The sequence below is a fragment of the Marinitoga arctica genome, from assembly GCF_054657315.1.
Genome location: NZ_BAAHYY010000014.1, coordinates 25646 through 51296, shown reverse-complemented (window position 1 = coordinate 51296; position 25651 = coordinate 25646). Strand labels below are relative to the sequence as shown.

The following is a 25651-nucleotide window of genomic DNA, read 5'->3' as shown; positions in this document are numbered from 1 at the left end:
AAAAAATATATATATTATTATATAAAATATTATTTAAAAAGTCAACAAATCGAAAAGCAAATTTAAATATATTTTTATTAAAAAATATCCACTATTAATAAATATAAATTTTTCAAATCATTGTTGCTTTTAATATCATCAAAGTATTTATAATTATCAATATGTACAAAATCTTTTCCATCATGAAATACAAGTTTCCATTCTTCAGGATAAGCATAATTACCATTTTCATATCTTTTCATATTTTCTTTTAATTGATTTAAAATAAAATCATCTTCAGAGACTTTATTTTCAAACCGATTTATCATATTTTTAGATGCTTCTTTTAAATTTTCATACATAATTATCAAATCATTGACAGTATCTTCAAACATCTTTTTTTCTTCTAAATAATTAATACATGAAGATATATTATGATTTCCATAACGTTTTGCATATTTTGAAGCTAATTCATAAGCTTGATCAGTGTCATTAGCAACAAGAATTAATCCGTAGGTATACATAAAACTCCTCCTTTATAAAAGTATAAATAAAAGCGGGGTATCCCCGCTTTTATTATATCACAACCATTCTCTTTCAAAGTACTCTGTATGCAATAAGTGATGAGCTTTTTCACTATTAGGTTTTCCAAGGAACTCATCGTATATTCTCTTAATAGATGGATTTTCATGTGATTTTCTAATTGGTTTATTTCTATCGATTTTATTTATTGCTTCTGTTCTTCTTTTGATCACATTAAAATCACCATGATGATAAGGTTGTCCGCCACCACCGACACAACCTCCTGGACATGCCATAACTTCAATCATGTGAACTTCAGTTTTTCCAGCTCTTATATCTTCTAATAATTTTCTAACATTACCTAATCCGTGAGCTACACCTACTTTTATTTTTGTTCCTTTTATATCAACTTCAGCAATTCTAACCCCTTCATATCCTCTTACTGCTTCAAAATCAACATTCCCTAATTCTTCACCAGTAATCCATTCATATGCAGTCCTCAAAGCAGCTTCAGCAACACCACCAGTTCTACCGAAAATATCAGCAGCACCAGTTGATTCTCCCAAAGGATTATCATATTCACCATCTGGAAGGTTTTGGAAATTAATCCCAGATTCTCTAATCATATCAGCTAACTCTCTTGTTGTAATAACATAATCAACATCTTGGTATCCAGAATCTCTTAATTCTTCTCTATTTGCTTCATACTTTTTAGCCAAACAAGGCATTATTGATACAACAACAATATCTTTAGGATCAATTCCAGCTTTTTGAGCATAATATGTTTTTGCTACAGCACCAAACATTTGTTGTGGTGATTTAGCTGAAGAAGGCATTTCTAAAAGTTCAGGGAATTGATGTTCTAGAAATTTTACCCAACCAGGGCAACAACTAGTTAACATTGGCATATATCCACCATTTTCTAATCTTTCTTTAAATTCATATGCTTCTTCCATAATAGTTAAGTCTGCTGCAAAATTTGTATCAAATATTTTATCAAATCCCAATACTCTTAAAGCTGAAACTAATTTGCCTGTGGATATTGTTCCAGGTTCATAGCCAAACTCTTCACCTATTGCAACCCTTACTGCAGGTGCTGTTTGGACAACAACGTGTTTTTTAGGATCTTCAATTGCATCCCATACTTGATCAATATAGGATCTTTCAACTAATGCTCCTGTAGGACATACTGCAACACATTGACCACAAAATGTACATGCTGTACTTTCCAATGTCCAGTCAAATGTTGGTTTTACTACAGCATTAAATCCTCTATCTACAGCTGATAAAACACCTACAGTTTGGAATTCATTACACATAGTTTCACATCTTCTACACATAACACATTTATTTGGATCTCTAATTATAGCTGCAGAAATATCTTTTTTATGTAAAGACATTTTTCCAAAATATGGATTATTATGAATATTTAATTCAGAAGCTAAATCTTGTAATTCGCATTCTCCATTTTTTGGACATTTCAAACAATCTTGTGGATGATCAGATAACAATAATTGTACTGCAGTTCTTCTAGCTTGAATAGCTCTTCTGGAATGAGTTTTAACAACTAATCCTTCTGAAACTGGGGTAGCACATGCTGGAGCCAAATTTCTTCTTCCTTCTACTTCAACCATACAAACTCTACATGAAGCAGGTTTATTTTCAATTCCTATATCATCTAATTTCATATAACATAAAGTTGGTACATATCCACCTATAGATTTTACAGCATCTAAAATAGTGTAATTTTCAGGCACTTCAACTTCTTTACAATTTATAGTAATTTTTGGCATATTCCTTCCTCCTCCCTATATCTTTTCTATAGCGCCAAATCTACATGTAGCATAACAAGCGCCACATTTAATACATACTTCTTGATCAATTTCGTGAGGATTTTTAATTGAACCACTAATTGCTTCAACTGGACATACTCTTGCACAAGCAGTACATCCTACACATTTTTCCTTATCTATTTTATAAGTAATTAAATTCTTACATACTCCAGCAGGACATGTTTTATCGAGTACGTGTGCTTCATATTCATCTTTAAAATAATGCATTGTAGATAAAATAGGATTAGGTGATGTTTGTCCTAAACCACATAGCGCAGAATCTTTTATAGTTTTTCCTAATGTTTGCATCCTTTCTAAATCTTCTAATGTTGCTCTACCTGAAGTTATTTTATCTAGTATTTCCAAAAGTCTAACATTACCAATTCTACATGGTGTACATTTTCCACAAGATTCTTCAACAGAAAACTCTAAATAAAATTTAGCAACATCAGGCATACAAGTGTTCTCATCCATTACTATCATTCCACCAGATCCCATCATAGAACCCAATGCTGTTAATGTATCAAAATCTATTGGAGTATCCAAATACTCTGCAGGAATACACCCACCTGAAGGACCCCCGGTTTGTACAGCTTTAAATTTTTTATTACCTCTTATTCCACCACCAATATCAAAAATTACTTCTCTTAATGTTGTTCCCATAGGAACTTCTACGAGACCAACATTATTAATTTTACCTGCTAAAGCGAACACTTTAGTTCCAGGGGATTTTTCAGTTCCTAAGCTTCTAAACCATTTTGCTCCTTTTAATATAATAGGTGCAACATTAGCAAAAGTTTCTACGTTATTAATAATTGTAGGTTTCCCCCATAATCCTTTATTTGCTGGGAAAGGAGGTTTCGTTCTAGGCTCTCCCCTATATCCTTCAATTGAAGCTAATAAAGCTGTTTCTTCACCACAAACAAATGCACCTGCACCCAATCTTATTTCTAAATCAAATGAAAAATCTGTTCCAAAAATATTATTACCTAATAATCCATATTCTTTAGCTTGTTTTATAGCGTTTTGCAACCTTTTAACAGCTAAAGGATATTCTGCTCTTATGTATACATATCCTTGATTTGCTCCAATAGCATATGCTGCAATTGCCATTCCTTCTATAACTGAATGCGGATCACCTTCTAATACTGATCTATCCATAAATGCACCTGGATCACCTTCATCAGCATTACATACAACGTATTTAGTATCACCAACTGCTTTTTGTGCAAAAGCCCATTTTAAGCCTGTAGGAAATCCTCCACCACCTCTTCCTCTTAGACCGGATTCTTTCATTTCTTCAACAACTTTTTCAGGAGTCATTGATAATGCTTTTGCCAATGCTTGGTATCCATCATTAGCTATATATTCATCTATATCATCAGGGTTAATTAAACCTGCATTTCTTAATGCAACCCTGATTTGCTTTTTATAAAAAGGCATTTTTTTAGATTCACCAATCTTTTCTTTTTCTGTTGGTTCAATATATAATAATCTTTCAACTTTTCTACCTTTTATAATATGTTCATTCACTAATTCTTCAACATCTTCTGGTGTTACTTTTACATAAAATGTATTATCTGGCAAGAATTTGACAATTGGTCCTTGTTCACAAAATCCAAAACAACCTGTTCTTACTACTTGAACTTCGTTATCCAAACCTTTTTCTTTTAAACTATGTTCTAAATTCTCTTTAATCAACTCACTTTTTGAAGAGGTACAACCTGTACCACCACATATCAAAACATGATATTTATATGATGACATTTCAATTCCCTCCTTAATCATTAATTGATTTATGTGTTTCTCCAATAATCGAATCTTGTAATAATTCACCATTTAAAATATGTTTTTCTATCAATTCTATAGCTTTTTCGCCATTAATTTTCCCATATAAAACTGGCTCTTTTCCAGGTTCAACAACTTCAACAGTTGGTTCAGCATGACAATATCCCATACATCCAGTTTGAATTACTCTAATATTTTCAATCCCTTTTTCTTCTATTGATTCTAATAATCTGTCGAATGTTTCTTTTGCACCTGCAGCTATTCCACAAGTTCCCATAGCTACTCTTAAGGTGATTATATTATCATTTTCAGCAATTTTTCTTAAGGATAATTTACTTTTAGCAGCCTCTTTTTGTTTTAATAAATCTTCTAAACTTCTAATTTTAGGCATAGTACCCCTCCTTAATCATTTTCCTTTTCTCTATATTCTTTTATCAATCTCTTTACATCTTTTGATGTTAACCTTCCATGTACTTCTTCACCTATCATAACAACTGGTGCTAATCCACATGCTCCAACACATCTTACAGCATGAATACTAAATAAACCATCTTCTGTTGTTTCATTTTCTTTTATTCCTAATTGTTTTTTGAATTCTTCTAATATATCCCCTGATCCTCTAACATAACATGCTGTACCTAAACAAACATTAATAGGATATTTTCCTTTAGGTTTCATAGTAAAAAAGTTATAAAATGTTACAACACCATAAACATCTGAAGCATGAACATCTAATTTTTTAGCTATTACTTTTTGAACCTCAATAGGCAAATAACCTATTATATCTTGTGCCTTATGCAAAACATGAATTAAATAACTTCTTTTAGTTATTTTGTCTTTATCTTTCAAGTTCAAGGAATCAATATATTCTTCTACCTGCTTGATTTTACTTTCAAGTTCTACGGACATTCCATTCCCTCCTTAAAAAAATTATATATATACATTTTTTATATATATTAAATATATAGATATTTTTTTTACAAATTGAAAATTTAAAAAGGATAATTTTTGTCCAAATTAGACACTTTTTTCACAAATTAACAAAGAAAATAAACAAATTTAACTTCATATAGATTATACAATAACTTAATTTAAGTTAAGATATGAAATATAACATTCTAGAAAAAAGATTATTAACTTTATATGAAATAACTTTTTTAAATAACCTTTAAGTTAATAAAAAATTAATAATCGGATATAGAAATTTACATATTAAAAAAAATTTTTTCAGGTTCTGTTATATATCCCATAAATATTATATCATAATAATTTGAATCTATATATGCAGCCTCTTTTCTTGTTCCTTCTTTTATGAATCCTAATTTTTCATATAAAGATATTGCATGAGGATTATTAGAAAATACCTCCAACTCCAATCTATGAATGACTGGAGTTTCAATACACCATGAAATATGGTTTTTTATCAAAGTTGTGGCAATCCCTTTGTTTCTAAAATCTTCCAAAACACTAACTCCTAGTTTAGCAGTTTTTTTAAGTCTTTCTCTGTGAATATTCCAATGTATGTCACAATTACCTATAATTTTATTTTCATATTTAGCTACTAAAATTCTTAACCCAAATAAATTTTTAGATAAATTAATAATACTTTCGAAATCTTTTACCGTTCTATTAAATTCTTTTAATTGAGTAGCTAATGTATTTGAATTTTCAAAAATTTCTTCATAAAAATTTACTAAATCAGAGGAATCATTTTTTTGAGGTTCTGTTATATATATTCCATAACCATTCAATTTATAAATATTAAATTTTTTCATTTTTATAAATTTATTATTTAATAAAAAATTAAATACATTCTTTTGATCTGAGAATACATTTATCATATAATCTTCATTAACAAAAAAAGATATATCATTAAGTAATTGAGATATTAAATTTAAATTTTCATTCTCAAGAAAAACAAATTCTACTATGTTATTTTTTAATATATATAAAGCTAAAATTTCATTGTTTTGCTTCAAATATCTTATAGTATAATTTTTTTTATAAAAATTTAGTAAATCCCAGATTGTAAAAGGTATAAGGGCTTTTTTTATTAATTTTAAAATCTTATATATCAATAAATTATTTATATTAAAATTTAAAAATGTTTTCTTCGGAGATTTATTTTTTTTCCCCTGCATTATATACAAACTACCTATATCATTCATATAAAACATTTCATTTTTCACTTCCGAAAAGAAATAAACATATCTTTTCGGAAGCATTTTTATCTGATTTAATATCATCACAAAATCTTCTTCTGTTGAGATTTTAAAAAATAAATCACCATAACTATTTTTATAAATATGTATCCCCCCTGAATTGAAATGCTTCAGCAATATCTTCAATTTCAATTTTAGAATGAGCTTTCAAATCAGCTATTGTTCTTGAAACTTTTAAAATTCTATTAATACCCCGACCTGTCATTTTAAATTTTTTCGCACCAGTTTTTAAAAATTCTTCAACTTTTTCATCTAAAAAGATATATTTTTTCACTTCTTTTTGCGAAAGTTTACCATTTAATTTACCTTGCCTTTTTATTTGTAATAAACTTGCACCTTTTACTCTTTCTTTTATTTTTTCAGATTTTTCTCCCTGAACATTATCAAACATTTCATCTAATTTTACTCTAGGTACATTTATTTTTATATCTATTCGATCACTAATCGGACCAGATATTTTTTTATTATAATTGGAAATTTGATTTAAAGAGCATGTACACTCATGTTCAGAATCACCATAAAACCCACACGGACAAGGATTTTGAGCTGCAATCAACATAAATTTTGCTGGATAAGTAGCTATTAATTTTGCCCTTGATATTGTGACTATACCATCTTCCATAGGTTGTCTTAACGCTTCTATTACATCTGTTCTAAATTCCGGAAATTCATCTAAAAATAAAACACCATTATTTGCTAAACTTACTTCACCTGGTTTAGAATCACTTCCACCACCTATTATAGAAGCTGTAGAAGCCGAATGATGAGGAGATCTAAATGGTCTTTTATTAATAATTTTATTTAAATAACCATATATAGAATAAATTTTTGTAGATTCTATAATTTCTTCACGAGTCATTTCTGGAAGAATTGATGGTATTCTTCTTGCTATCATTGTTTTCCCAGAACCAGGAGTTCCAGTCATTAATAAATTATGAAAACCCGCTGCTGCAATTTCTGCTGCCCTTTTGGCAAAAAACTGACCTTTTATTTCTGAAAAATCTAATTGATCTTCTTTTTCTTCATAAAAGTCTTTATTAGGATTTGCTTTATAATTTTTGTTTTCTTCAAAATTAAAAATTTTAATAATTTCTTTTAATTTTTCTATTACAAATACTTCATTATTTTCTATAAATATTGCTTCCTCTTCATTTTCTTTTGGTATTATAAATTTTGCATTTTTATTTTTATTAGCTATATCAAGTAATAGTAAAGTTATTCCAGGAATTCCCCTTATTTCCCCATTTAATCCTATTTCACCAAAAATATAATAATCATCTACTCTATAAGATATTTGTTTAGACGCAATTAAGATGGAAATAGCTATTGGTAAATCAAAATGTGTTCCTTGTTTTTTTATATTACTTGGTGCTAAATTTACAGTTACATTACCATTTGGAAAAGAAAAACCCGAATTTCTAATAGCACTGTAAACTCTTTTTTGACTTTCTAAAATAGCTGTATTAGGCATACCTACTATTTTAAAAATTTGTTGCGTAGCTTTTGAATTTATATCAACTTCAACAATTATAGGTTTTACTTCAAAACCTGATACATATGCACTGTTTACTTTTGAATATTTCACCACAATCCCCCTTATCAATCTTTGAATTAAGTGTTAAAATACTTTCTTATTATTTCTATAGTTTTATCAATATCGGATTTTTTTATCCAATAATGAGTAACAAATCTATATACATTATCATCAGGCGGATTAATTTTAATTCCGTTTTTTTCCAAAAACAAAACAAAGTCCTCATCATTAAAATCCTTATTTATCCTAAAAAAAACCATGTTTATCTCTACATTTTCAACAATTTCTATAAAATCAAATTCTAATAATCTTTTTTCTAAATACTTGGCATTTTCATGATCATCTTTTAATCTAAACCTCATCTTTTCTAAAGCAATAATACCAGCTGCTGCTAAAATACCAGCTTGTCTTAATCCTCCACCCATTATTTTTCTTTTTTTTCTTGCATTTTTAATAAAATCATTTGTTCCAACTAAAACTGATCCAACAGGGGCACATAATCCTTTCGATAAACAAAAACTTATTGAATCCGCATATTTAGCAATTTCTTTTGGATCCACACCTAATGCAACAGATGCATTAAAAATTCTAGCTCCGTCTAGATGAATAGGTACATTATACTTATCAGATATTTTTTTAATTTTTTCAAAATTATTTAAAGGAATAGCTCGTCCATTTGAATGAGCATTTTCCAATGCAATTAATCCAGTTTTTGGATAATGTATATCTTCAAATTTTCTAATCTTTTTTTCAACTTCAATTGGATCAAGTTTATCATGATCAGAATTAATAGTTCTTAACTGAACACCCGCAATTACCGAAGCTGCTCCTGCTTCATGTTGAACTATATGTGAATCATCACCTAAAATAACTTCGTCTCCCTTATTACAATGAGTAAAAAGGGCTAATTGATTACCAAAAGTTCCACTAGGTACAAATAAAGCATCCTCTTTACCTAAAATATTAGCAGCCAGTATTTCGAGTTTCCTTACTGTTGGATCATCACCATATACATCATCCCCAACCTCAGCTTCACACATAGCTTTACGCATTTCTTCTGTTGGTTGTGTTACTGTATCACTTCTTAAATCAATAAATTTCATAATAATCCCCCATTCATATAATTAATATTCTAAAATCAAATATTTTTTAATAGATTTTTTAACTTTATCAAATGTTTCTTCATCTTTTACCTCTATAGTATGAATATGAATGCCATCAGACAATTCTAATAATGGTGTTGCATTTGTAGTTTTTAATAAACTTATAAATTTAATAATATCTTCTTCTGTTTTAACATCTATTCTTCCTTTAATTTCACCATAAATTGGATGTTCAACAATTACATCCAATACTTTTCCACCAGCTTTTACAATTGAAATCAATTCATCCTCAATTTCATTTGAATTATGCTTGACTGCTATCATTTTTTGCAAACCTTCTTTTTTTTCTAATATATATCCATCTCTTGTGGAAATTATTTTATAACCTTCAGATTTTAATTTTGATATATATTGAATAATCATTTGACGACTTACACCAATTCTTTTTGCTAAATCTTTCCCTTTTATAGGATAATTAGATTGTTCTAAAATTTTAAAAATTTTATCTTTTTTCTCCATAATATCCCTCAATTTCTTCTTTTAATCCGTTAAGAAAACTTGTTACAATTTTATGTTTTTCGATAGCTATTTTTTTCCCTGTTTTGGTATGCATAAAATCTTTTAATTTAAGAATTTTTTTATGGAAATGAGCAATTCTTTCTTCAATTCCACCCCCACTTTTATGCATAAAAACCCTTGCTATTCCTATATAACCTAAAGCGTCTAATCTATCCGCATCTTGAAGAATTTTAGCTTCTAATGTTTTTGGTATAATTCCCTTACTAAATCTATGATTTTTAATACAATATGAAACTTCTTTATACTTTGGAAATCCGATACTAATTAAATATCTTTCTGCTATCTTTGCTCCTTCTAAAGCATGATCATCAATTTTACCTATTAATTCATCATGTCTTGCAATATCATGTAATAATGCAGATATTACAACAACTTCTATATCAGCATTTTCTTCTATAGCTATTTTTTCAGCATAATTTGTTACTCTTAAAATATGTCCCAAATCATGGGTTTCATCAAATACATTTGCTATTACATAGTTATAAATTATATTTATATATTCAGTAGTTTTTATCATTTTTAATCCTCCACTAATTGAATTAATGTAATTATATCATTTTACATAAATCAAATCAATTAAATATAGTAATAAAATTTATAATATTAATTTTTATTATCAAATTTAAAAATTATTATTTATTAAAGATTACAATTAAATAATTCGTAAAATTTACTTTTTTTATAATATATTTATGTTTCATTTTATTAAAGAAAGTTGTATAATGTTAATGAAACTTTTTTTCATGGGGGGGATAATTTGAGAATTCAAAAACATCCTATTTTAGAGTTTAAAAAAGGTAAAAAAGTAAAATTTTTATTTGAGAATGAAGAAGTATGGGGATATGAAGGCGAAACTATCGCAGCTGCTTTACATGCTCTTGGAATTTGGAATTATAGAAACGGATTAAAAACCGGTCGTCCAAGAGGGATATTTTGTGCAATAGGACATTGTTCATCTTGTTTAATGACTGTAAACGGCATACCTAACGTAAGAATCTGTGTAACACCTTTAAAAGCAGGAATGATAGTTAAAAAACAAAATCCAAAGGGTGATTTGATTGAAAAAGTATGATATTTTAATAATAGGTGGTGGACCTGCTGGTATAAGTGCTGCTTTAGCTGCTTCCAAACACAACTTAAATATCTCTCTGTTTGAAGAAAAAGAGAGTTTAGGAGGTCAGTTGATTAAACAAACTCATAAATTTTTTGGATCAAAAGATGAGTCAGCTGGCATAAGAGGAATATATATTGCAAATAAACTAATTAATGAAGTCAAAAATAATAAAAATATTGATTTATACTTAAATTCTATGGTTATGGGTTATTATGAAGATGGTGTAGTAACAGCATTAGTTAATGGAAAAATGAAAAAATTTTCCCCTAAAAAAATAATTATTGCTACTGGAGCTTTTGAAAAATCTTTATCTTTTGAAAATAATGACTTACCTGGAATATTTGGGGCAGGGGCTGTTCAAACACTAATGAATGTATATGGAATACTACCTGCTAAGGAAATATTAATGATAGGTTCTGGAAATATAGGGTTAATAGTTTCTTATCAATTAGCTCAAGCTGGCGTAAAAGTTAAAGGAATAGTAGAAATCTCTGAAAAAATAGGAGGATATTTAGTACATGCATCTAAAGTTAGAAGATTAGGAATTCCTATATATACACATCATGCTATAACAAAAGCTATAGGGACTAAAAAAGTTGAAGGTGCAATTATAGAAAATATTATAACTCATGAAAAGAAAGAAATAACTTGTGATGCTATATGTCTAGCTACAGGCTTAATGCCTCTCTCGGATATTATCAACCAAACAAAATGTGAAATGAAATATATTTCCGAACTAGGAGGACTTGTTCCTATCAGAAATGAAAATCTAAAAACTACTGTTGATAATATCTTTGTAGCAGGTGATGTTGCAGGAATAGAAGAAGCAACTGCAGCGATGTTAGAGGGCGAATTAGCAGGTTTATACGCCTCATACGAAATAACAAATAAATTCGATAATAAAATAAACTATATTAAAGAGAAATTGAATGAATTAAGGAAAACATCTTCAAAAGTGGTAAATGGATTAAAAAAATTAAATTTATATAAAAATTTAATTGTTGATAAACCAGAAGAATTAGGTCAATTACATAAAACAGGTGTACCTGAAGATGAAAAAATTGACAATTTATATAATACTAAAAAAAATAAATTTGCTGTCATTGAATGTTTTCAAAAAATTCCTTGCAATCCTTGTGTTTCAAGTTGCCCTACGAAAGCAATTACAATGGATAATTTAAACACTATTCCAAAACTGGATTATGATAAATGTATAGGATGTGGCAACTGTGTTGCTGTATGCCCTGGATTAGCTATTTTTGTTGTAGATAAAGAAAAAGAGAGTATTTTACTTCCATATGAATTTTATCCAATTCCAGAAAAAAATGAGTTTGTTGAAATACTTGACAGAAAAGGTAATGTATTAGAAAAAAATATAGTATTAAATGTTAAAAAAATGAAAGATAAAACAAATTTAGTAGAGATTAAAGTTTCAAATAAAAATCTTAAGCATTCACGCCACATAAAGGTGGTGAGATAATGGATGAAAGTAAAATTATTGTATGTAGATGTGAAGACATAACTTTGAAAGAAATTAAAGACTTAATAAAGCAAGGATTTACTTCAGTTGAAGAAATAAAAAGATTAACTAGAGCTGGTATGGGACCTTGTCAAGGAAAAACTTGTGGCCCACTAATCGCAAGAGAAATATCTAAAATAACAGGGAAAAACATTGACAAAGTATATTATCCTCATAATAGACCCCCCTTTGGTGGAATTTTTTTCAAGGAAATTGTAGGTGAAAAGGATGAAAAATAAAGCATCTGTTGTTATTATAGGCGGAGGAATAACAGGAGTTTCGATAGCATATAATCTTGCAAAAGCAGGAGTTAAAAATATAGTATTATTAGAGAAAAAATACTTAACTTATGGTGCTACAGGTAGATGCGGTGCAGGAGTTAGACAACAATGGGGAACAAGACAAAATTGCATTTTAGCAAAAGAAAGTGTAAAAATTTTTGAAAACATAAAAGATGAGTTAAGTGTTGATATTGATATTGAATTTAAGCAAAAAGGGTATCTTTTACTAGCGTTTACAGAAAAAGAATTGTCTCAATTCAAAAAAAATGTTAAATTGCAGAATTCTTTAGGTATAAAATCAAAGTTATTAACATCTAAGGAAGCCAAAAAAATTGTCCCGTTTTTAAATACCGAAAAATTATTGGGAGCTACATATTATGAGAAAGATGGACACGCTAATCCATTTTTAACTACTTTGGCTTATGCAAAGGCCGCAGAAAATTTGGGTGTTGAAATAAATAAAGGTGTTGAAGTTTTAGACATACTTCTAAAAGGGGGGAAAATAAAAGGAGTATATACTAATCGCGGATTTATAGAAACAGAAAAAGTAGTCAATGCTGCTGGAGGTTGGTCCGGCAAAATAGGTAAAATGATAGGTATTAATTTGCCTGTTTTTTCCGAAAGACATGAAATACTTGCAACTGAACCAGTTAATGAAATACTTGGTCCAATGGTGATGTCTTTTTCATATAATATATATTGTCAACAAACTCCTCATGGTTCATTTATTATGGGATATGGTCCTAAAGATCATTCAACAAGCACTAATAGCACATGGCAATTTTTAGAAAACATGGCTAAAAAAGTTACTAATTTATTACCGCCAACAAGAAATTTAAGAGTTATTAGGCAATGGGCTGGTTATTATAATATGTCTCCTGATCATCAACCTATAGTTAGTGCTTGTAACTTAATTGAAGGCTTTTATATGGCAATTGGTTTTAGTGGGCATGGATTTATGCTAGCTCCTGCAGTAGGTATTTTAATGAAAGATATTATATTAGGAAATAAATTAACATGGAATGTTATCCTTGATATAGGTAGATTTGAACGTAACGAGATTATAAAAGAACCATCAGTTGTTTAAAAGGAGGGAATTTTGATATGTTTAATAGTATTTTTATAATGGAAAGACCAAAAAATGAACCAATATTATCTTATGCTCCAGGTACAATAGAAAGAGAAGAATTAAAAGAAAAATTAAATGAATTATCTTCAAAAGAATTAGAAATTCCACTAATTATAGGAGGAAAAGAAATAAAAACAGGAAATTTAGGAAAATGTATAATACCACATGATCATAATCATGTATTGGCTCATTATCACATAGCTGGTGAAAAAGAAATTGAAATGGCTATTGAAAGTGCTTTAAAAGCAAAAAAAATATGGGAAAACTATTCATATATTGATAGAATATCAATATTTTTAAAAGCTGCAGAATTATTATCTACTACTTGGAGAAGTACATTAAACGCTGCAGCTATGCTTGATTTAGGAAAAAATGTATTTCAAGCTGAAATAGATTCTGCATGTGAATTAATTGATTTCTTTAGATTTAATTCATATTATGCCACTAAAATTTATACAGAACAACCTCAATCTTCAAAAGGGGTTTTAAATAGAATGGAATATAGATCTTTAGATGGATTTATATTTGCTGTTCCACCCTTTAATTTTGCTTCAATCTCTGGAAATTTACCTACTGCTCCTGCAATAATGGGTAATGTAGTGCTATGGAAACCAGCATCTTCAGCAGTTTATACTGCTTATCATATAATGAAATTATTGCAAGAAGCCGGATTACCAGATGGAGTTATAAACTTTATTCCAGGTCCAGGATCAAAAGTAGGAGAAATTATTTTTTCAAATCCTAATTTTGGTGGAGTACATTTTACTGGGTCAGTCAACACTTTTAATTCTATGTGGAAAAGTATTGGAAAAAATATAGATAATTATAATTCATATCCTAGAATTGTAGGTGAAACAGGAGGAAAGGATTTTGTTATAGCTCATTCAACAGCAAATAGAAATGCACTTATAACTGCTTTAATCAGAGGTGCTTTTGAATATCAAGGTCAAAAATGCTCTGCTGCTTCCAGAGCATACATTTCAAAAATAGTTTGGGAAGATATTAAAGAAGATCTTATAGAAACTACTAATAATTTAAAAATGGGAAGCCCGATTGATTTTTCCAATTTTATTAATGCTGTTATTGATAAACCTGCTTATAAAAAAATTACTGGATATATTGAATATGCTAGAGAAAATGCTCAAATATTAGCTGGTGGAGAATACGATGATTCTGTTGGTTATTTTATAAAACCAACAATAATATTAACTGACGACCCTCATTTTAAAACTATGGAAGAAGAAATATTTGGTCCTGTTTTAACAATATATATTTATGATGATGATAAATATGATCATATTTTAAAATTATGTGACTCTACATCTCCATATGGATTAACAGGAGCTATATTTGCTCAAGATAGAGAAGCCATTAGAAAAGCAGAAAAAATTCTTGTACATGCTGCAGGAAATTTTTATATTAATGACAAACCTACTGGAGCGGTTGTTGATCAACAACCATTTGGCGGTTCAAGAGGCTCAGGGACAAATGATAAAGCTGGCAGTTATTTAAATTTACTAAGATGGACATCAGCAAGATCTATTAAAGAGAATTTCAATCCACCAGAAAATTATACCTATCCATTTATGGAATAACTCCAGGGTTACCTGGAGTTATTTTATGAAAAATAAAATAGATATATTTATTTTAAAATATTGTAATATTGAAATTTTGTAATATACAAACTACCTATATAGGGAGGATCTGGATGGATAAAAATAATATGGATAACCGAATGTCTAAAATGAGAATGATACAAGAAAAACTATCAAATTTACCCCAAGGAATGATTTCTAATTCAGGAAGATATTGGTGTGCTACATGTAAAAAATTTTTTAGATTGGACGAACCAAAATGTCCTTATATGACAAATATGTGTATTAATACACCTATTGCTATTGAAAACTTGTCTGCAGAATTTCCAGAAGCAATTGAAAAGTTTGGATTGTATTATCCAAAATTACCACAAAAATTTATGGTAAATGTGATAACGTCATCAAATGATTTAGGAGAAAAATTTGCAAAATCATTTTTAGAATTTTTAAATGATTGGAACATAAATTATTTAAATCAACCTATACAAACTTTAAAAAGTTTTATATTATTATTATCCGGTTGTGAAACAGCTCAAAGAATAAATGAAAATGATATAGCATTTATTATAATGGATCCAGAAAAAATTTGGCATGATAAAATAATTTTAAAAAATATAGCAAATGATGGAATTAATTATTTAAAGAAAATCCTAAAAATAAGAAAAAACATAATAATAGATTTTATTAATATTTTTGGAGAAATGAATATAGGAAAATATTACTGTCAAAAATGTAATATGATGTTTGAATTTGGTAAGGAACGTGAAAAGATCGTATGCCCATTAATGCCTCAAAAATGTATGTTTGACCCAATAAATATTAAAAATACTTCTTTCAAATTTGAAGACTTAGAAAGAATGTAAAAAATTACTCCTGAAATATATAAAAAATTTATTGAAAACCTTGAATTTGAAAATGGAAAAGCTATTTTTGAAAAAATTTTAGAAAAGGATTGGGGATTAAAACTAGAGAATGAAAAAATATTAAAATATTTAGGAATAAAATAACGGGATGACCCCCGTTATTTTTAATTCTTCTACTAAGTAATTTTTATATATTCTAAATTTGTTCATATTAATTATATATATTGAATTATATCTTAATTACTATAAACTCCTAAAAAAGTTATAGAAATATTTCTTATTAAATATTTTTAAATATATAACATATGGTATAATTTTCATATGTCCTACAGTTTATATAAAATTTTTTAGGAGGTAAATATGATGAATGCACCCCCCATAGAAATTATTGAAATTATAAAAAACCCAATAAGAAAGGTTTGGAATACTTTTATTAATGAAAAAGGTTGGGATCCATGGTTTACTGATGGTATGAATATGGAATTAAAAAAAAATGGGAAAATTTATTTCAGATGGGAAAGATTGACATTTGGAGAAGTTGTTGAAGACAATGGTTATATTATAGAATTAATTGAAAAAAAGAAAATTTCATTTTGGTGGTATGAATATGAAAATGGATATAGAAGTAAAGTAGAAATGGATTTTTCTGAAGGTGAAAATGGAACATGGATAAAAATATTAGATTATACTCAAATATTTTCAATGGATGAATTAACAATAAAATATGCATGTGCCAAAGGCTGGGGTGAAATGATTACTTTGGCTAAAGCGTATATAGAAAAAAATTTAATTCTTATTTAAACATTATTGGAAGCTTCTTTTTATAAATAATAAAATTGTTTTCGTACGAAAATAATAAAGGAAATATTTTTACACCCTTTTGGTATGCTTCCTCCAATTTTAGCGAAAATTCTATATCAGTTTCGTAATTAGGAGAAAAATATTTTGCTTTTGAAAATATTAAAAAATATATATGTGATTTATATCCTTCTTCTTTTAATTCAATTAACTCATGTAAATGTTTTAAACCTCTTTTAGTAGGAGCATCAGGGAATTTTGCTACATTATTTTCCGATAAAGTGCAACCTTTTATTTCTATCCAAAGGTTATCATCTATCAAAAAATCTATTCTGCTGTTTTTGTATTTAACTTCTGCTCTTATGTTCTTATATTTTTTCTTTAATATTTTTTCAGCAATATATCTATGATACATAGAATTTATAAGAACGTAATCATCATTTTTTTTAGCTGCAATTAAATCATATTTTGTTTTTCTTTTTAAATTATTAACTTTTTTAATTAGTACCTCATTATTTTTATATAATAATTCTTTTAACCTTCCTGGATCATGAATATGCACATCTTCTATTTGATTATTAATTTTTATTTTTGCCAAGTATCTGTTTGTTCTTTCTAAGAATATACCTTTTTGTGTATCATTAATTTCAATAATTTTCATATTATCACCATAAATTATTTTTTTAGAACAAATATAAAAAAATTCTAAATTTAAATTATATCAAGTAATTATATCATATCCAATCCCTTTTAAAAAGGGATTGGATATGATAGTTATTTTAGATGATTTTCAATATATGTTTTAATATCCCCCATATATATTTCATATTTCTCAGTTAAATCTTTTAATTCAATATTCAAGTTTTCATTTTCAGAAATATTGAATTCTTTTAAAAATGCATTAAAGTCATCAATATTATCTTTTATTTCTTTCAAAGTAGTTTTGCCTCTAACAACAAATTCTGTAGTATTATGATCCTCTTCATTAATAGTTTCTTCATGAATTTCCGTAGCTATATTTGAAATATTTGAACTTTCAGTTGATTCATTCTGAGTTGGCCAATACCCACTAATCATATATGCTATAAATCCAGGTTTTGATTGTTTTACTATATCTCTAACAGTCATTTTCTCTATTCCTTCAATAGTTTTTAATTCTTCAATTGCTTCAAAATCCTTTCCTAAATAATTGACAAATTCTAAAATATTTCTGTCTATATATTCTATAAATATTCTGATACTTTCCGGTGAAACTACCTCTAATTCTTCATCCAGCCCTATCATCTCAGATAAATCTTTTAATTTTGCGGTTGTTATTATTGTTCTTGGTATATCAAAGGCTTTGTATAACTCTTCTTTAGAAACAGGATAATTATCTATAATTTCTTGTAATGTTGAAGAACCTCTTATATCACTTATACTATTATATGTTTTTATTCTTTCTGTAATAAAATTACCAGTAACATTTGCAACTAATATTACACCTAAAAATATTACAAGTACAGTAAATACATATACCCAATTATTAATTGTTTTTTTGCTTTTTTCAGGTTTTGATATTATTGGTCTTACTTTTAATGTTAATTTTCCAGGATCATTTACTGGGCATGCCTCAACACATTTCATACATCTTATACATTGCGGACTATTTATTGCATTTTTTCTGATACAACTATACCTAAAGGACATGATCTATCACATAAAGAACAATTTATACATGTATCTTTTCTTCTTTTAATATTTAATATACTAAAAGAATTAAATAATCCATTTATAGCACCTAAAGGACATGCATATCTACAAAATGGTCTTTCAATAAATAAGGAAAATCCAAGGGTTAATAGAACTGATATATAACCTGTAATAGCAATTTCATCAGTCCATATATTAAAAAGATTATAGTATGGATCATAAGGTTCAAAAATCAATTTACTCGTTCTTGCAGTTTGTATAATTATTACTGCTAAAACAAAATATTTTAAATATCTTAAAACCCTATCAACTTTAACTGGAACTTTATTATATTTATCTTTAAATAGTTTCTTTCCTAATTTTCCAAACCATTCTTGAACAGATCCCAAAGGACATATCCATCCACAAAAAGAAGATCCTGTAAATAATAACAATCCAAATAAGGCAAACAACATAATAAACACAGATTGATGTAATTTACTTACATAATCACCTGTTGAGAAAAACGTATAAAGATTCACAACTCCACCATATGGGCACAATGTATGTAGACTTGCAACTCCAAATAGCTCTAATCCAGGATTGTTTTCAACAAGATAATGTCCTATACTTACATAAATAACAAACGCTACAAAAATTATTTGTACAAAAAGCCAAAATTTTTGCAAAGAACGCACTTTCTTCATTTTACCACCTCCTTATCGTAATTGAGTAGATTATACATTGCATTCCTTAAAAAATACTTAAAAATATACTGTATATCTAAAAATTTATGCATATGAGAAGCAAAAAAATATTTTTTATAAAAATTTTTTAATTAAATTATGTTATAATTATGTATTTATAGTATAAATTTAACATTATAAAGAAAAATAAGGAGGGTTTTCATGGCTGATATAATTGACTACAAAATTATAGGAGATGACATGCAACTAGTAGAAATTAAACTTGATCCTGGCGAAGGAGTTAGAGCAGAGGCTGGCGCGATGATGTATATGGAAAATGATATTGAAATGCAAACACACACAGGTGGAGGTTTTTTCAAAGGTTTAAAAAGAATGTTTGTTGGAGAAAGTTTTTTTATAACAAATTTTATTAATACTGGTCATAATAAAAAACATGTAGCTTTTGGAGCTCCATATCCTGGAAAGGTTATCCCTATAGATTTAAAAAAATTTGGTGGGGAATTTATTTGTCAAAAAGATAGTTATTTATGTTCCGCTGTAGGGATTGAAATTGAAATAGCATTTACTAAAAAAATTGGCGCAGGTTTATTTGGTGGTGAAGGATTTATTTTAGAAAGACTTGTAGGAGATGGTTTAGCCTTTATCCATGCAGGAGGTATGATTATAGAAAAACAACTTTTACCCGGAGAATCTTTAAAAGTTGATACAGGATGTATTGTTGGGTTTTCTAACACAGTTGATTATGATATTCAATTCATTGGTGGATTTAAAAATGCTCTTTTTGGTGGTGAAGGAATGTTTTTAACTAAAGTTACAGGACCAGGTATCGTTTACTTACAAAGTCTTCCATTTTCTAGATTAGCTGATAGGATATATTCAGCATCCAGATTTTCAAATAAGGGTGAAACAAAAGGGATTGATGGTATTGGAGGAAATATTTTAGGTGGATTATTAGGCGGAGATAACAAATGGTAAAGATATTACTATTTTAAAAAAAGAACACCTATAGAACAATTATCTATAGGTGTTCTTTATCTCATCAACTATTTCATCATTTACCATACCATATATATTTAAATTCTTTTTTATTCTGTTTCTTATTTCTGTTGAGGATATTTCTATTAATGGTGAATTTAAAAATATATGTGGTAAGTTATAATTTTCGAATTTTAGTTTTTCTGAATATCTTTTATATACTACTAATGTAACTTCCTCCAATAATTCTTTCCATTTATACCATGTATGAAAATTAATAAGAGAATCTTCCCCTATTAACAAATATATTTCTTCATTATACTTACTTTTTATAAATTTTATTGTTTGATAAGTGTACGAAGGAATGGGTAATTTTTTTTCTATGTCAGAAACAATAAATCTTTCTTTAGGAAATGTTTTTTTACACCATTTTAATCTTAATTCATATTCAGCAATATCTTTTTCCTCCAACTTATGAGGAGGAATTACTGCAGGAATAATTAAAAACTTTGATGGTTTTAAATATTCATACGCATATTCAGCAATTATTCTATGTCCTATATGCGGAGGGTTAAATGAGCCACCAAAAATTACTATCATAATATCATCACTCCATATATTCAAATGCAAAATTCCCTAAATAAACCGTATCTCCTTCTTTTATTCCTATATTTTTTAACGTTTTTTCTAATCCGTTTTTTTCCAGAATTCCTAATACTTTTAATCTAGCATCTTTTTGGTCAATTGGATACCTTTTTAAAAGTAAATCAACATCTTTACCAGTTATTTCATACACACCTTCATCCCATTTAATAATTTCAAATCTTATTTTATTTGGTATTTCGACTTCAACTGGAGTAACTTTTATTTTTAACTTTTCAGGAGCATTTCTTAATGAGTTCATTATTTCTTTTTGTCTATCAATTCTCATTTCTTTAATATTATTCCATATTTCATTTAATAACAAATCAATATTATATTTAGTAGCAGCTGATATAGGTATTATTTTTTTATTTAATTTTTCCGATAATTTTTTTACTCTATTTTCTAATTCACCTTTTTCCAATAAATCGGCCTTATTTACAGCTATTATTTCCAATTTTTTTGATAATTCTGGTGAAAATTTATCTAATTCATTTCTAATGGTATGATAATCATCCAGAACACTTCTTCCCTCACTTTCAGAAATATCTAGCATATGTACTAAGCAATAACATCTTTCCACATGTTTTAAAAATTTATCCCCTAATCCTATACCTTCATGGGCACCTGGAACTAATCCTGGTATATCTGCTACAACAAAAGAATTTCCGTCTCCCATATTTACTACGCCAAGATTTGGAATTAATGTCGTAAAATGATAATTAGCAATTTTAGGCCTAGCATTTGATATTACAGAAATCAAAGTAGATTTTCCTACATTAGGATATCCTATAATCCCAACATCAGCCAATACTTTTAATTCTAATTTTAAAACTTTCGTTTCACCTTCTACACCTTTTTCTGCAATTGTAGGAGCTTGTACTCTAGAATTAACAAAGTGTATATTACCTCTTCCACCTTTTCCACCTCTAGCAACAACTACATATTGATTTGGATATTTTAAATCAGCTATTAATTCATTAGTTTCATTGTCATATACTAAAGTACCGACAGGAACTTTAATTATTAAATTTTTTCCATTTCTACCATGCATTTTTTTACCCTGACCATTTTTTCCATTTTCTGCTCTAAATTTTTTCTTAAATCTAAAATTTGTTAAAGTATTTAAATCCATTGTAGAAACTAATATAACATTACCACCATCTCCTCCATCTCCGCCATCTGGTCCTCCTTTAGGAACAAATTTTTCGCGTCTAAAACTTACTACTCCATCTCCACCTTTACCAGCAGATACGGTTATTATAGCTTCATCTATAAATATATTTTCACTCATTTTATCGCCTCCGTTTTGATTTTTTAATATTTTCGGTGTATAATATAATTCATGGAGGTGAAAATATGGCTATCATAAATGTAACAAAAAACTCCTTTTTAGTTGCCGAAAGGATACATTCTATTATACCAGAAAAATTCTCTCATTTTAAAAGGTTAAAAAAAGAACATCAAAATACAACAAGTTTAATTGATTTGACTTATGGAAAAAGTGTAAAATCAATAATATTTACTGATAGTGGCCATATGTTTTTATTAGCTCTTCCAGTTGAAAAACTATTTGAGAAATTAAGGAAGGTGAATGAACAGTGAGTATGCCTATACCTGTTGTAGTTGAGTCTACAGGGAGATATGAAAGAGCTTATGACATTTATTCAAGATTGTTAAAAGATAGGATTATATTTTTAGGATCAGATGTTAACGATTATGTATCAAATTTAGTAGTTGCACAACTTTTATTCCTAGAAGCACAAGATCCAGAAAAAGACATATATCTTTATATTAACAGTCCTGGCGGGTCTGTTACTGCTGGATTAGCAATGTATGACACTATGCAATATATAAAACCTGACGTCGCAACTATTTGTATTGGTCAAGCTGCTTCCATGGGCGCTGTATTATTAGCAGCCGGTGCTAAAGGAAAAAGATTTGCCTTACCAAACTCTAGGATTATGATTCATCAACCATGGGGTGGAGCACAAGGTACTGCTAAAGATGTTGAGATTCAGGTTCAAGAATTATTAAGAATCAAAAGGATGTTAAATAAAATTTTGAGTGACCATACTGGTCAAGATATAAAAATTATTGAAAAAGATACAGATAGAGACTATTTTATGTCAGCTGAAGAAGCATTAGAATATGGACTAATTGATAAAGTTATTACGAGTAGAAAAGAAATTAAATAATCAGGGCGCTAAGCGCCCTGATATATATATTTTTAATATTTTCATAATCAGGGTGCGAAAGCACCCTGATGTACTGGGAAGGTGATATTATCAAAAATGTTACTCCTATGATGAAACAATATTTAGAAATAAAAAATGAGTATAAAGATTGTTTATTATTATTTAGATTAGGAGACTTTTATGAAACATTTTTTGATGACGCAAAAATTACTAGTGAAGCACTCCAAATTACATTAACTCAAAGGAATGGTCATCCAATGGCCGGAATCCCCCATCACGCTTTAGATAATTATTTAAGAAAACTTTTAGAACAAGGATTTAAAGTCGCTATATGTGAACAGATTGAAGATCCCTCAACTGCTAAAGGTATAGTAAAAAGAGAAGTAACAAAAATCTATACTCCTGGTACTGTTGTAGAGGAAAATATGATCGATGAAAACAATAGATATTCATTATTAATATACTATATTAACAGTGCCTATATTTTTATTATATTTGATTTTAGTACAGGAGAATTATATATTGATACTTTTAAATTTTCAGATAATGAAATCTTAGATTTCATTTCTTCTTATTCTTTTGTACAAATTCTATTATCAAAAAATTTAAAAGAAATAAAAAATAAAATAAAAAACATTAATACTAATATTTATATAGAAGAACTTGATGAGTGGTATTTTAATAAAAATTTTGAAGATATTATTAAAGAAAGCTATGAAATCATAGATATTGACATTTTAAATCTGACCAATGATGAATTATCAGCATTAGGAGCTGTTTTTAAATATTTAGAAATTACCCAAAAACAAAAAATTACCCATTTTTCTTTCCCAAAAAGATTTAAAAATTCTAATAATATGATTTTAGACTCTACAACTATACTAAATTTGGGTTTATTACCAAACAAGGAAAATAAAGGAAAAACATTATATGATATTTTAAAATTCACAAAAACTTCTATGGGTTCAAGATTATTACAACAATGGATTGCAAAACCATTAACAGACAAAAATCTGATTGAAAAAAGACTTGATATTGTAGAAACTTTTAGAAACGATCTATTAATTATGGAAGAATTAAAAGAGTATTTAAGCTCAATAAGAGATATTGAAAGAATTTCCTCTAGAATTTCTCTCTTAAGAGCTACTCCAAAAGATTTAGTTGCATTAAGATTTTCTTTAGGAATTTTACCATATATTAATGAGTTACTCAATATGTTAGGAATTGACTTACTAGAGGAATTCCATGAATTAAAAGAATTATTAAATATTTCTATTACTGAAGAGCCTTCCGCGCAAGTCGGAACAGGAAGAGTTATAAAAAAAGGATTTAATAATGAATTGGATCAATATAGAGAAATATTTGAAAATTCTTCTATGTTTTTAAAAGAAATTGAAAAAAAAGAAAAGGAAAGAACTGGTATTCAAAAGTTAAAAGTAGCAAGAAATAAAATATATGGATTTTATATTGAAGTTACAAAAGCAAATATTGATAAAATACCTCAAAATTACATTAGAAAACAAACTCTAGTAAATTCTGAAAGATTTATAACTGAGGAATTAAAAGATTTAGAAGAAAAATATTCTATTGCCGAGAAAAAAATAGAAGAACTTGAAAAGAATATATATAATGTTTTGATACTTGAATTACAAAAGTATGTAAAAGAATTAAAAACATTATCTTCTAATATATCAGAAATTGATATATTAAGAGGTTTTGCTGAAGCATCAATAAAAAATAAATATGTTAGACCTATTTTTGTTGATAATAGATATTTAATAAAGAATGGACGTCATCCTGTAGTTGAACAATTTACCGATAATTTTACACCAAATAGTATTAAACTTGATAAAGAAAATAGATTTGTAGTACTAACTGGTCCAAATATGAGTGGCAAATCTACATACTTACGACAAATAGGAATTATTTCTATAATGGCTCAAATCGGATCTTATGTACCTGCAGAATATGTTGAATTACCAATATTAAAAAATATTTTTACGCGAATTGGTGCGAAAGACGATGTTGTAAGTGGGAAATCCACATTTTTAGTTGAAATGTCTGAAGTATCTTCTATTTTAAATAATGCTGATGAAAATAGCTTAATATTACTAGATGAGGTTGGGAGAGGTACGGGTACCATTGATGGCATCAGTGTTGCATGGGCTACATCTGAATATATATATCAAGTTTTAAAATCATATACAATTTTTGCTACTCATTATATGGAATTGACAATGCTCAATGACTTTTATGATGGAATTATTAATAAAAGAGTAAAGGTTTTAGAAACTGAGTCTGGTATAATATTTTTACATAAAATTGAAGATGGAATTAGTGATAAAAGCTATGGAATTGAGGTTGCAAAATTAGCTGGTATTCCAAATGAGGTTGTTTTAAGAGCTAAAGAAGTTATGGAAGAAATTTCTAACAAAACTGAATTTGAAAACAAGTTAAAAAGCATGAAAAAAATTAAACAGAAAAAATTTAGCAAAAATAAGAATCAACTAAAACTTTTTTAATTCTATGATATAATATTTATGATTTATTTTTTATAAATATTCAAATATTTAATTTTTAATACAGAAAGGGGATTTCTA

The 25651-nt window shown here is 27.9% G+C and carries 26 protein-coding genes; 11 read left to right on the top strand and 15 right to left on the bottom strand.

The window, feature by feature from the left end; genetic code table 11:
* Positions 1-77: 77 nt before the first annotated feature.
* The 10 genes from ACYQ44_RS05445 to ACYQ44_RS05400 form a co-directional block, all read right to left on the bottom strand.
* On the bottom strand, positions 78-503 hold the full coding sequence (locus tag ACYQ44_RS05445) for a hypothetical protein (protein WP_459995798.1): 426 nt from the start codon (positions 501-503) through the stop codon (positions 78-80).
* 57 nt (positions 504-560) lie between these two features.
* Positions 561-2294 carry an NADH-dependent [FeFe] hydrogenase, group A6 gene (locus ACYQ44_RS05440; protein WP_459995797.1) on the bottom strand — a complete coding sequence of 578 codons (1734 nt, stop codon included), beginning with the start codon at positions 2292-2294 and terminating at the stop codon, positions 561-563.
* A gap of 15 nt (positions 2295-2309) precedes the next feature.
* Positions 2310-4100 carry an NADH-quinone oxidoreductase subunit NuoF gene (gene nuoF, locus ACYQ44_RS05435; RefSeq protein WP_459995795.1) on the bottom strand — a complete coding sequence of 597 codons (1791 nt, stop codon included), beginning with the start codon at positions 4098-4100 and terminating at the stop codon, positions 2310-2312.
* 13 nt (positions 4101-4113) lie between these two features.
* Positions 4114-4512, bottom strand: a complete 399-nt coding sequence (locus tag ACYQ44_RS05430) for a (2Fe-2S) ferredoxin domain-containing protein (RefSeq protein ID WP_459995793.1) — start codon at positions 4510-4512, stop codon at positions 4114-4116.
* A gap of 11 nt (positions 4513-4523) precedes the next feature.
* Positions 4524-5030 carry an NADH-quinone oxidoreductase subunit NuoE family protein gene (locus ACYQ44_RS05425; RefSeq protein ID WP_459995791.1) on the bottom strand — a complete coding sequence of 169 codons (507 nt, stop codon included), beginning with the start codon at positions 5028-5030 and terminating at the stop codon, positions 4524-4526.
* A gap of 296 nt (positions 5031-5326) precedes the next feature.
* The gene (locus ACYQ44_RS05420; RefSeq protein WP_459995790.1) at positions 5327-6367 is read right to left on the bottom strand and encodes a GNAT family N-acetyltransferase; all 1041 of its coding nucleotides are present in this window, start codon (positions 6365-6367) and stop codon (positions 5327-5329) included.
* A gap of 52 nt (positions 6368-6419) precedes the next feature.
* A complete protein-coding gene (locus ACYQ44_RS05415; RefSeq protein ID WP_459995789.1) occupies positions 6420-7928 on the bottom strand; it encodes a YifB family Mg chelatase-like AAA ATPase in 1509 nt (502 codons plus the stop codon).
* Between the two features lie 26 nt (positions 7929-7954).
* Positions 7955-8980, bottom strand: coding sequence for a low-specificity L-threonine aldolase (gene ltaE / locus ACYQ44_RS05410; protein WP_459995788.1), 1026 nt, complete (start codon positions 8978-8980; stop codon positions 7955-7957).
* A 21-nt stretch (positions 8981-9001) separates the two neighbouring features.
* Positions 9002-9499 carry a 3H domain-containing protein gene (locus ACYQ44_RS05405; RefSeq protein ID WP_459995787.1) on the bottom strand — a complete coding sequence of 166 codons (498 nt, stop codon included), beginning with the start codon at positions 9497-9499 and terminating at the stop codon, positions 9002-9004.
* Positions 9483-10076: an HD domain-containing protein gene (locus tag ACYQ44_RS05400; RefSeq protein WP_459995785.1), complete on the bottom strand. Its 594-nt coding sequence runs from the start codon at positions 10074-10076 to the stop codon at positions 9483-9485. Before ACYQ44_RS05400 ends, ACYQ44_RS05405 begins: the two co-directional genes overlap by 17 nt.
* A 240-nt stretch (positions 10077-10316) precedes the next feature.
* Between ACYQ44_RS05400 and ACYQ44_RS05395 the strand changes: the two genes are divergently transcribed.
* The 7 genes from ACYQ44_RS05395 to ACYQ44_RS05365 all read left to right on the top strand — a co-directional run bounded on the left by ACYQ44_RS05395 (position 10317) and on the right by ACYQ44_RS05365 (position 16861).
* Positions 10317-10631: a (2Fe-2S)-binding protein gene (locus tag ACYQ44_RS05395; RefSeq protein ID WP_459995783.1), complete on the top strand. Its 315-nt coding sequence runs from the start codon at positions 10317-10319 to the stop codon at positions 10629-10631.
* A complete protein-coding gene (locus ACYQ44_RS05390; protein WP_459995782.1) occupies positions 10618-12153 on the top strand; it encodes an FAD-dependent oxidoreductase in 1536 nt (511 codons plus the stop codon). Before ACYQ44_RS05395 ends, ACYQ44_RS05390 begins: the two co-directional genes overlap by 14 nt.
* On the top strand, positions 12153-12431 hold the full coding sequence (locus tag ACYQ44_RS05385; protein WP_459995780.1) for a (2Fe-2S)-binding protein: 279 nt from the start codon (positions 12153-12155) through the stop codon (positions 12429-12431). The genes ACYQ44_RS05390 and ACYQ44_RS05385 overlap by 1 nt, the downstream gene beginning before the upstream one ends.
* Positions 12421-13560, top strand: coding sequence for an NAD(P)/FAD-dependent oxidoreductase (locus ACYQ44_RS05380; protein ID WP_459995778.1), 1140 nt, complete (start codon positions 12421-12423; stop codon positions 13558-13560). The genes ACYQ44_RS05385 and ACYQ44_RS05380 overlap by 11 nt, the downstream gene beginning before the upstream one ends.
* A 17-nt stretch (positions 13561-13577) precedes the next feature.
* Positions 13578-15197 (top strand): L-glutamate gamma-semialdehyde dehydrogenase, encoded by a 1620-nt coding sequence (pruA, locus tag ACYQ44_RS05375; RefSeq protein ID WP_459995777.1) that lies wholly within the window; start codon positions 13578-13580, stop codon positions 15195-15197.
* A gap of 113 nt (positions 15198-15310) precedes the next feature.
* Positions 15311-16060, top strand: coding sequence for a hypothetical protein (locus tag ACYQ44_RS05370; RefSeq protein ID WP_459995775.1), 750 nt, complete (start codon positions 15311-15313; stop codon positions 16058-16060).
* 360 nt (positions 16061-16420) lie between these two features.
* Positions 16421-16861, top strand: coding sequence for an SRPBCC family protein (locus ACYQ44_RS05365; RefSeq protein ID WP_459995774.1), 441 nt, complete (start codon positions 16421-16423; stop codon positions 16859-16861).
* Here the strand turns inward: ACYQ44_RS05365 and sfsA are convergent.
* From sfsA to ACYQ44_RS05350, 3 genes are all read right to left on the bottom strand, one after another.
* A complete protein-coding gene (gene sfsA / locus ACYQ44_RS05360) occupies positions 16854-17519 on the bottom strand; it encodes a DNA/RNA nuclease SfsA (RefSeq protein WP_459995773.1) in 666 nt (221 codons plus the stop codon). The genes ACYQ44_RS05365 and sfsA overlap by 8 nt on opposite strands.
* Before the next feature lie 113 nt (positions 17520-17632).
* Entirely contained in the window at positions 17633-18484 is an 852-nt protein-coding gene (locus ACYQ44_RS05355) for a hypothetical protein (RefSeq protein WP_459995772.1), read from the bottom strand.
* 23 nt (positions 18485-18507) lie between these two features.
* Positions 18508-19236 carry a 4Fe-4S binding protein gene (locus ACYQ44_RS05350; protein WP_459995771.1) on the bottom strand — a complete coding sequence of 243 codons (729 nt, stop codon included), beginning with the start codon at positions 19234-19236 and terminating at the stop codon, positions 18508-18510.
* A gap of 201 nt (positions 19237-19437) precedes the next feature.
* On the opposite strand from ACYQ44_RS05350, the gene ACYQ44_RS05345 reads away from it, so the two are divergent.
* Entirely contained in the window at positions 19438-20211 is a 774-nt protein-coding gene (locus ACYQ44_RS05345) for a TIGR00266 family protein (protein ID WP_459995770.1), read from the top strand.
* 39 nt (positions 20212-20250) lie between these two features.
* Here ACYQ44_RS05345 and nadD read toward each other — a convergent pair whose 3' ends face one another.
* Both nadD and obgE read right to left on the bottom strand, forming a co-directional pair.
* Positions 20251-20811, bottom strand: a complete 561-nt coding sequence (gene nadD, locus ACYQ44_RS05340) for a nicotinate (nicotinamide) nucleotide adenylyltransferase (protein WP_459995768.1) — start codon at positions 20809-20811, stop codon at positions 20251-20253.
* A 7-nt stretch (positions 20812-20818) separates the two neighbouring features.
* Complete coding sequence (gene obgE, locus ACYQ44_RS05335) at positions 20819-22147, bottom strand: GTPase ObgE (RefSeq protein WP_459995766.1); 1329 nt, start codon at positions 22145-22147, stop codon at positions 20819-20821.
* 65 nt (positions 22148-22212) lie between these two features.
* On the opposite strand from obgE, the gene ACYQ44_RS05330 reads away from it, so the two are divergent.
* The 3 genes from ACYQ44_RS05330 (at position 22213) to mutS (ending at position 25573) form a co-directional block, all read left to right on the top strand.
* The gene (locus ACYQ44_RS05330; protein WP_459995765.1) at positions 22213-22458 is read left to right on the top strand and encodes an extracellular matrix/biofilm biosynthesis regulator RemA family protein; all 246 of its coding nucleotides are present in this window, start codon (positions 22213-22215) and stop codon (positions 22456-22458) included.
* 2 nt (positions 22459-22460) lie between these two features.
* A complete protein-coding gene (gene clpP / locus ACYQ44_RS05325; RefSeq protein ID WP_459995802.1) occupies positions 22461-23051 on the top strand; it encodes an ATP-dependent Clp endopeptidase proteolytic subunit ClpP in 591 nt (196 codons plus the stop codon).
* A gap of 68 nt (positions 23052-23119) precedes the next feature.
* Positions 23120-25573, top strand: coding sequence for a DNA mismatch repair protein MutS (mutS, locus tag ACYQ44_RS05320; protein WP_459995764.1), 2454 nt, complete (start codon positions 23120-23122; stop codon positions 25571-25573).
* Positions 25574-25651: the final 78 nt, after the last annotated feature.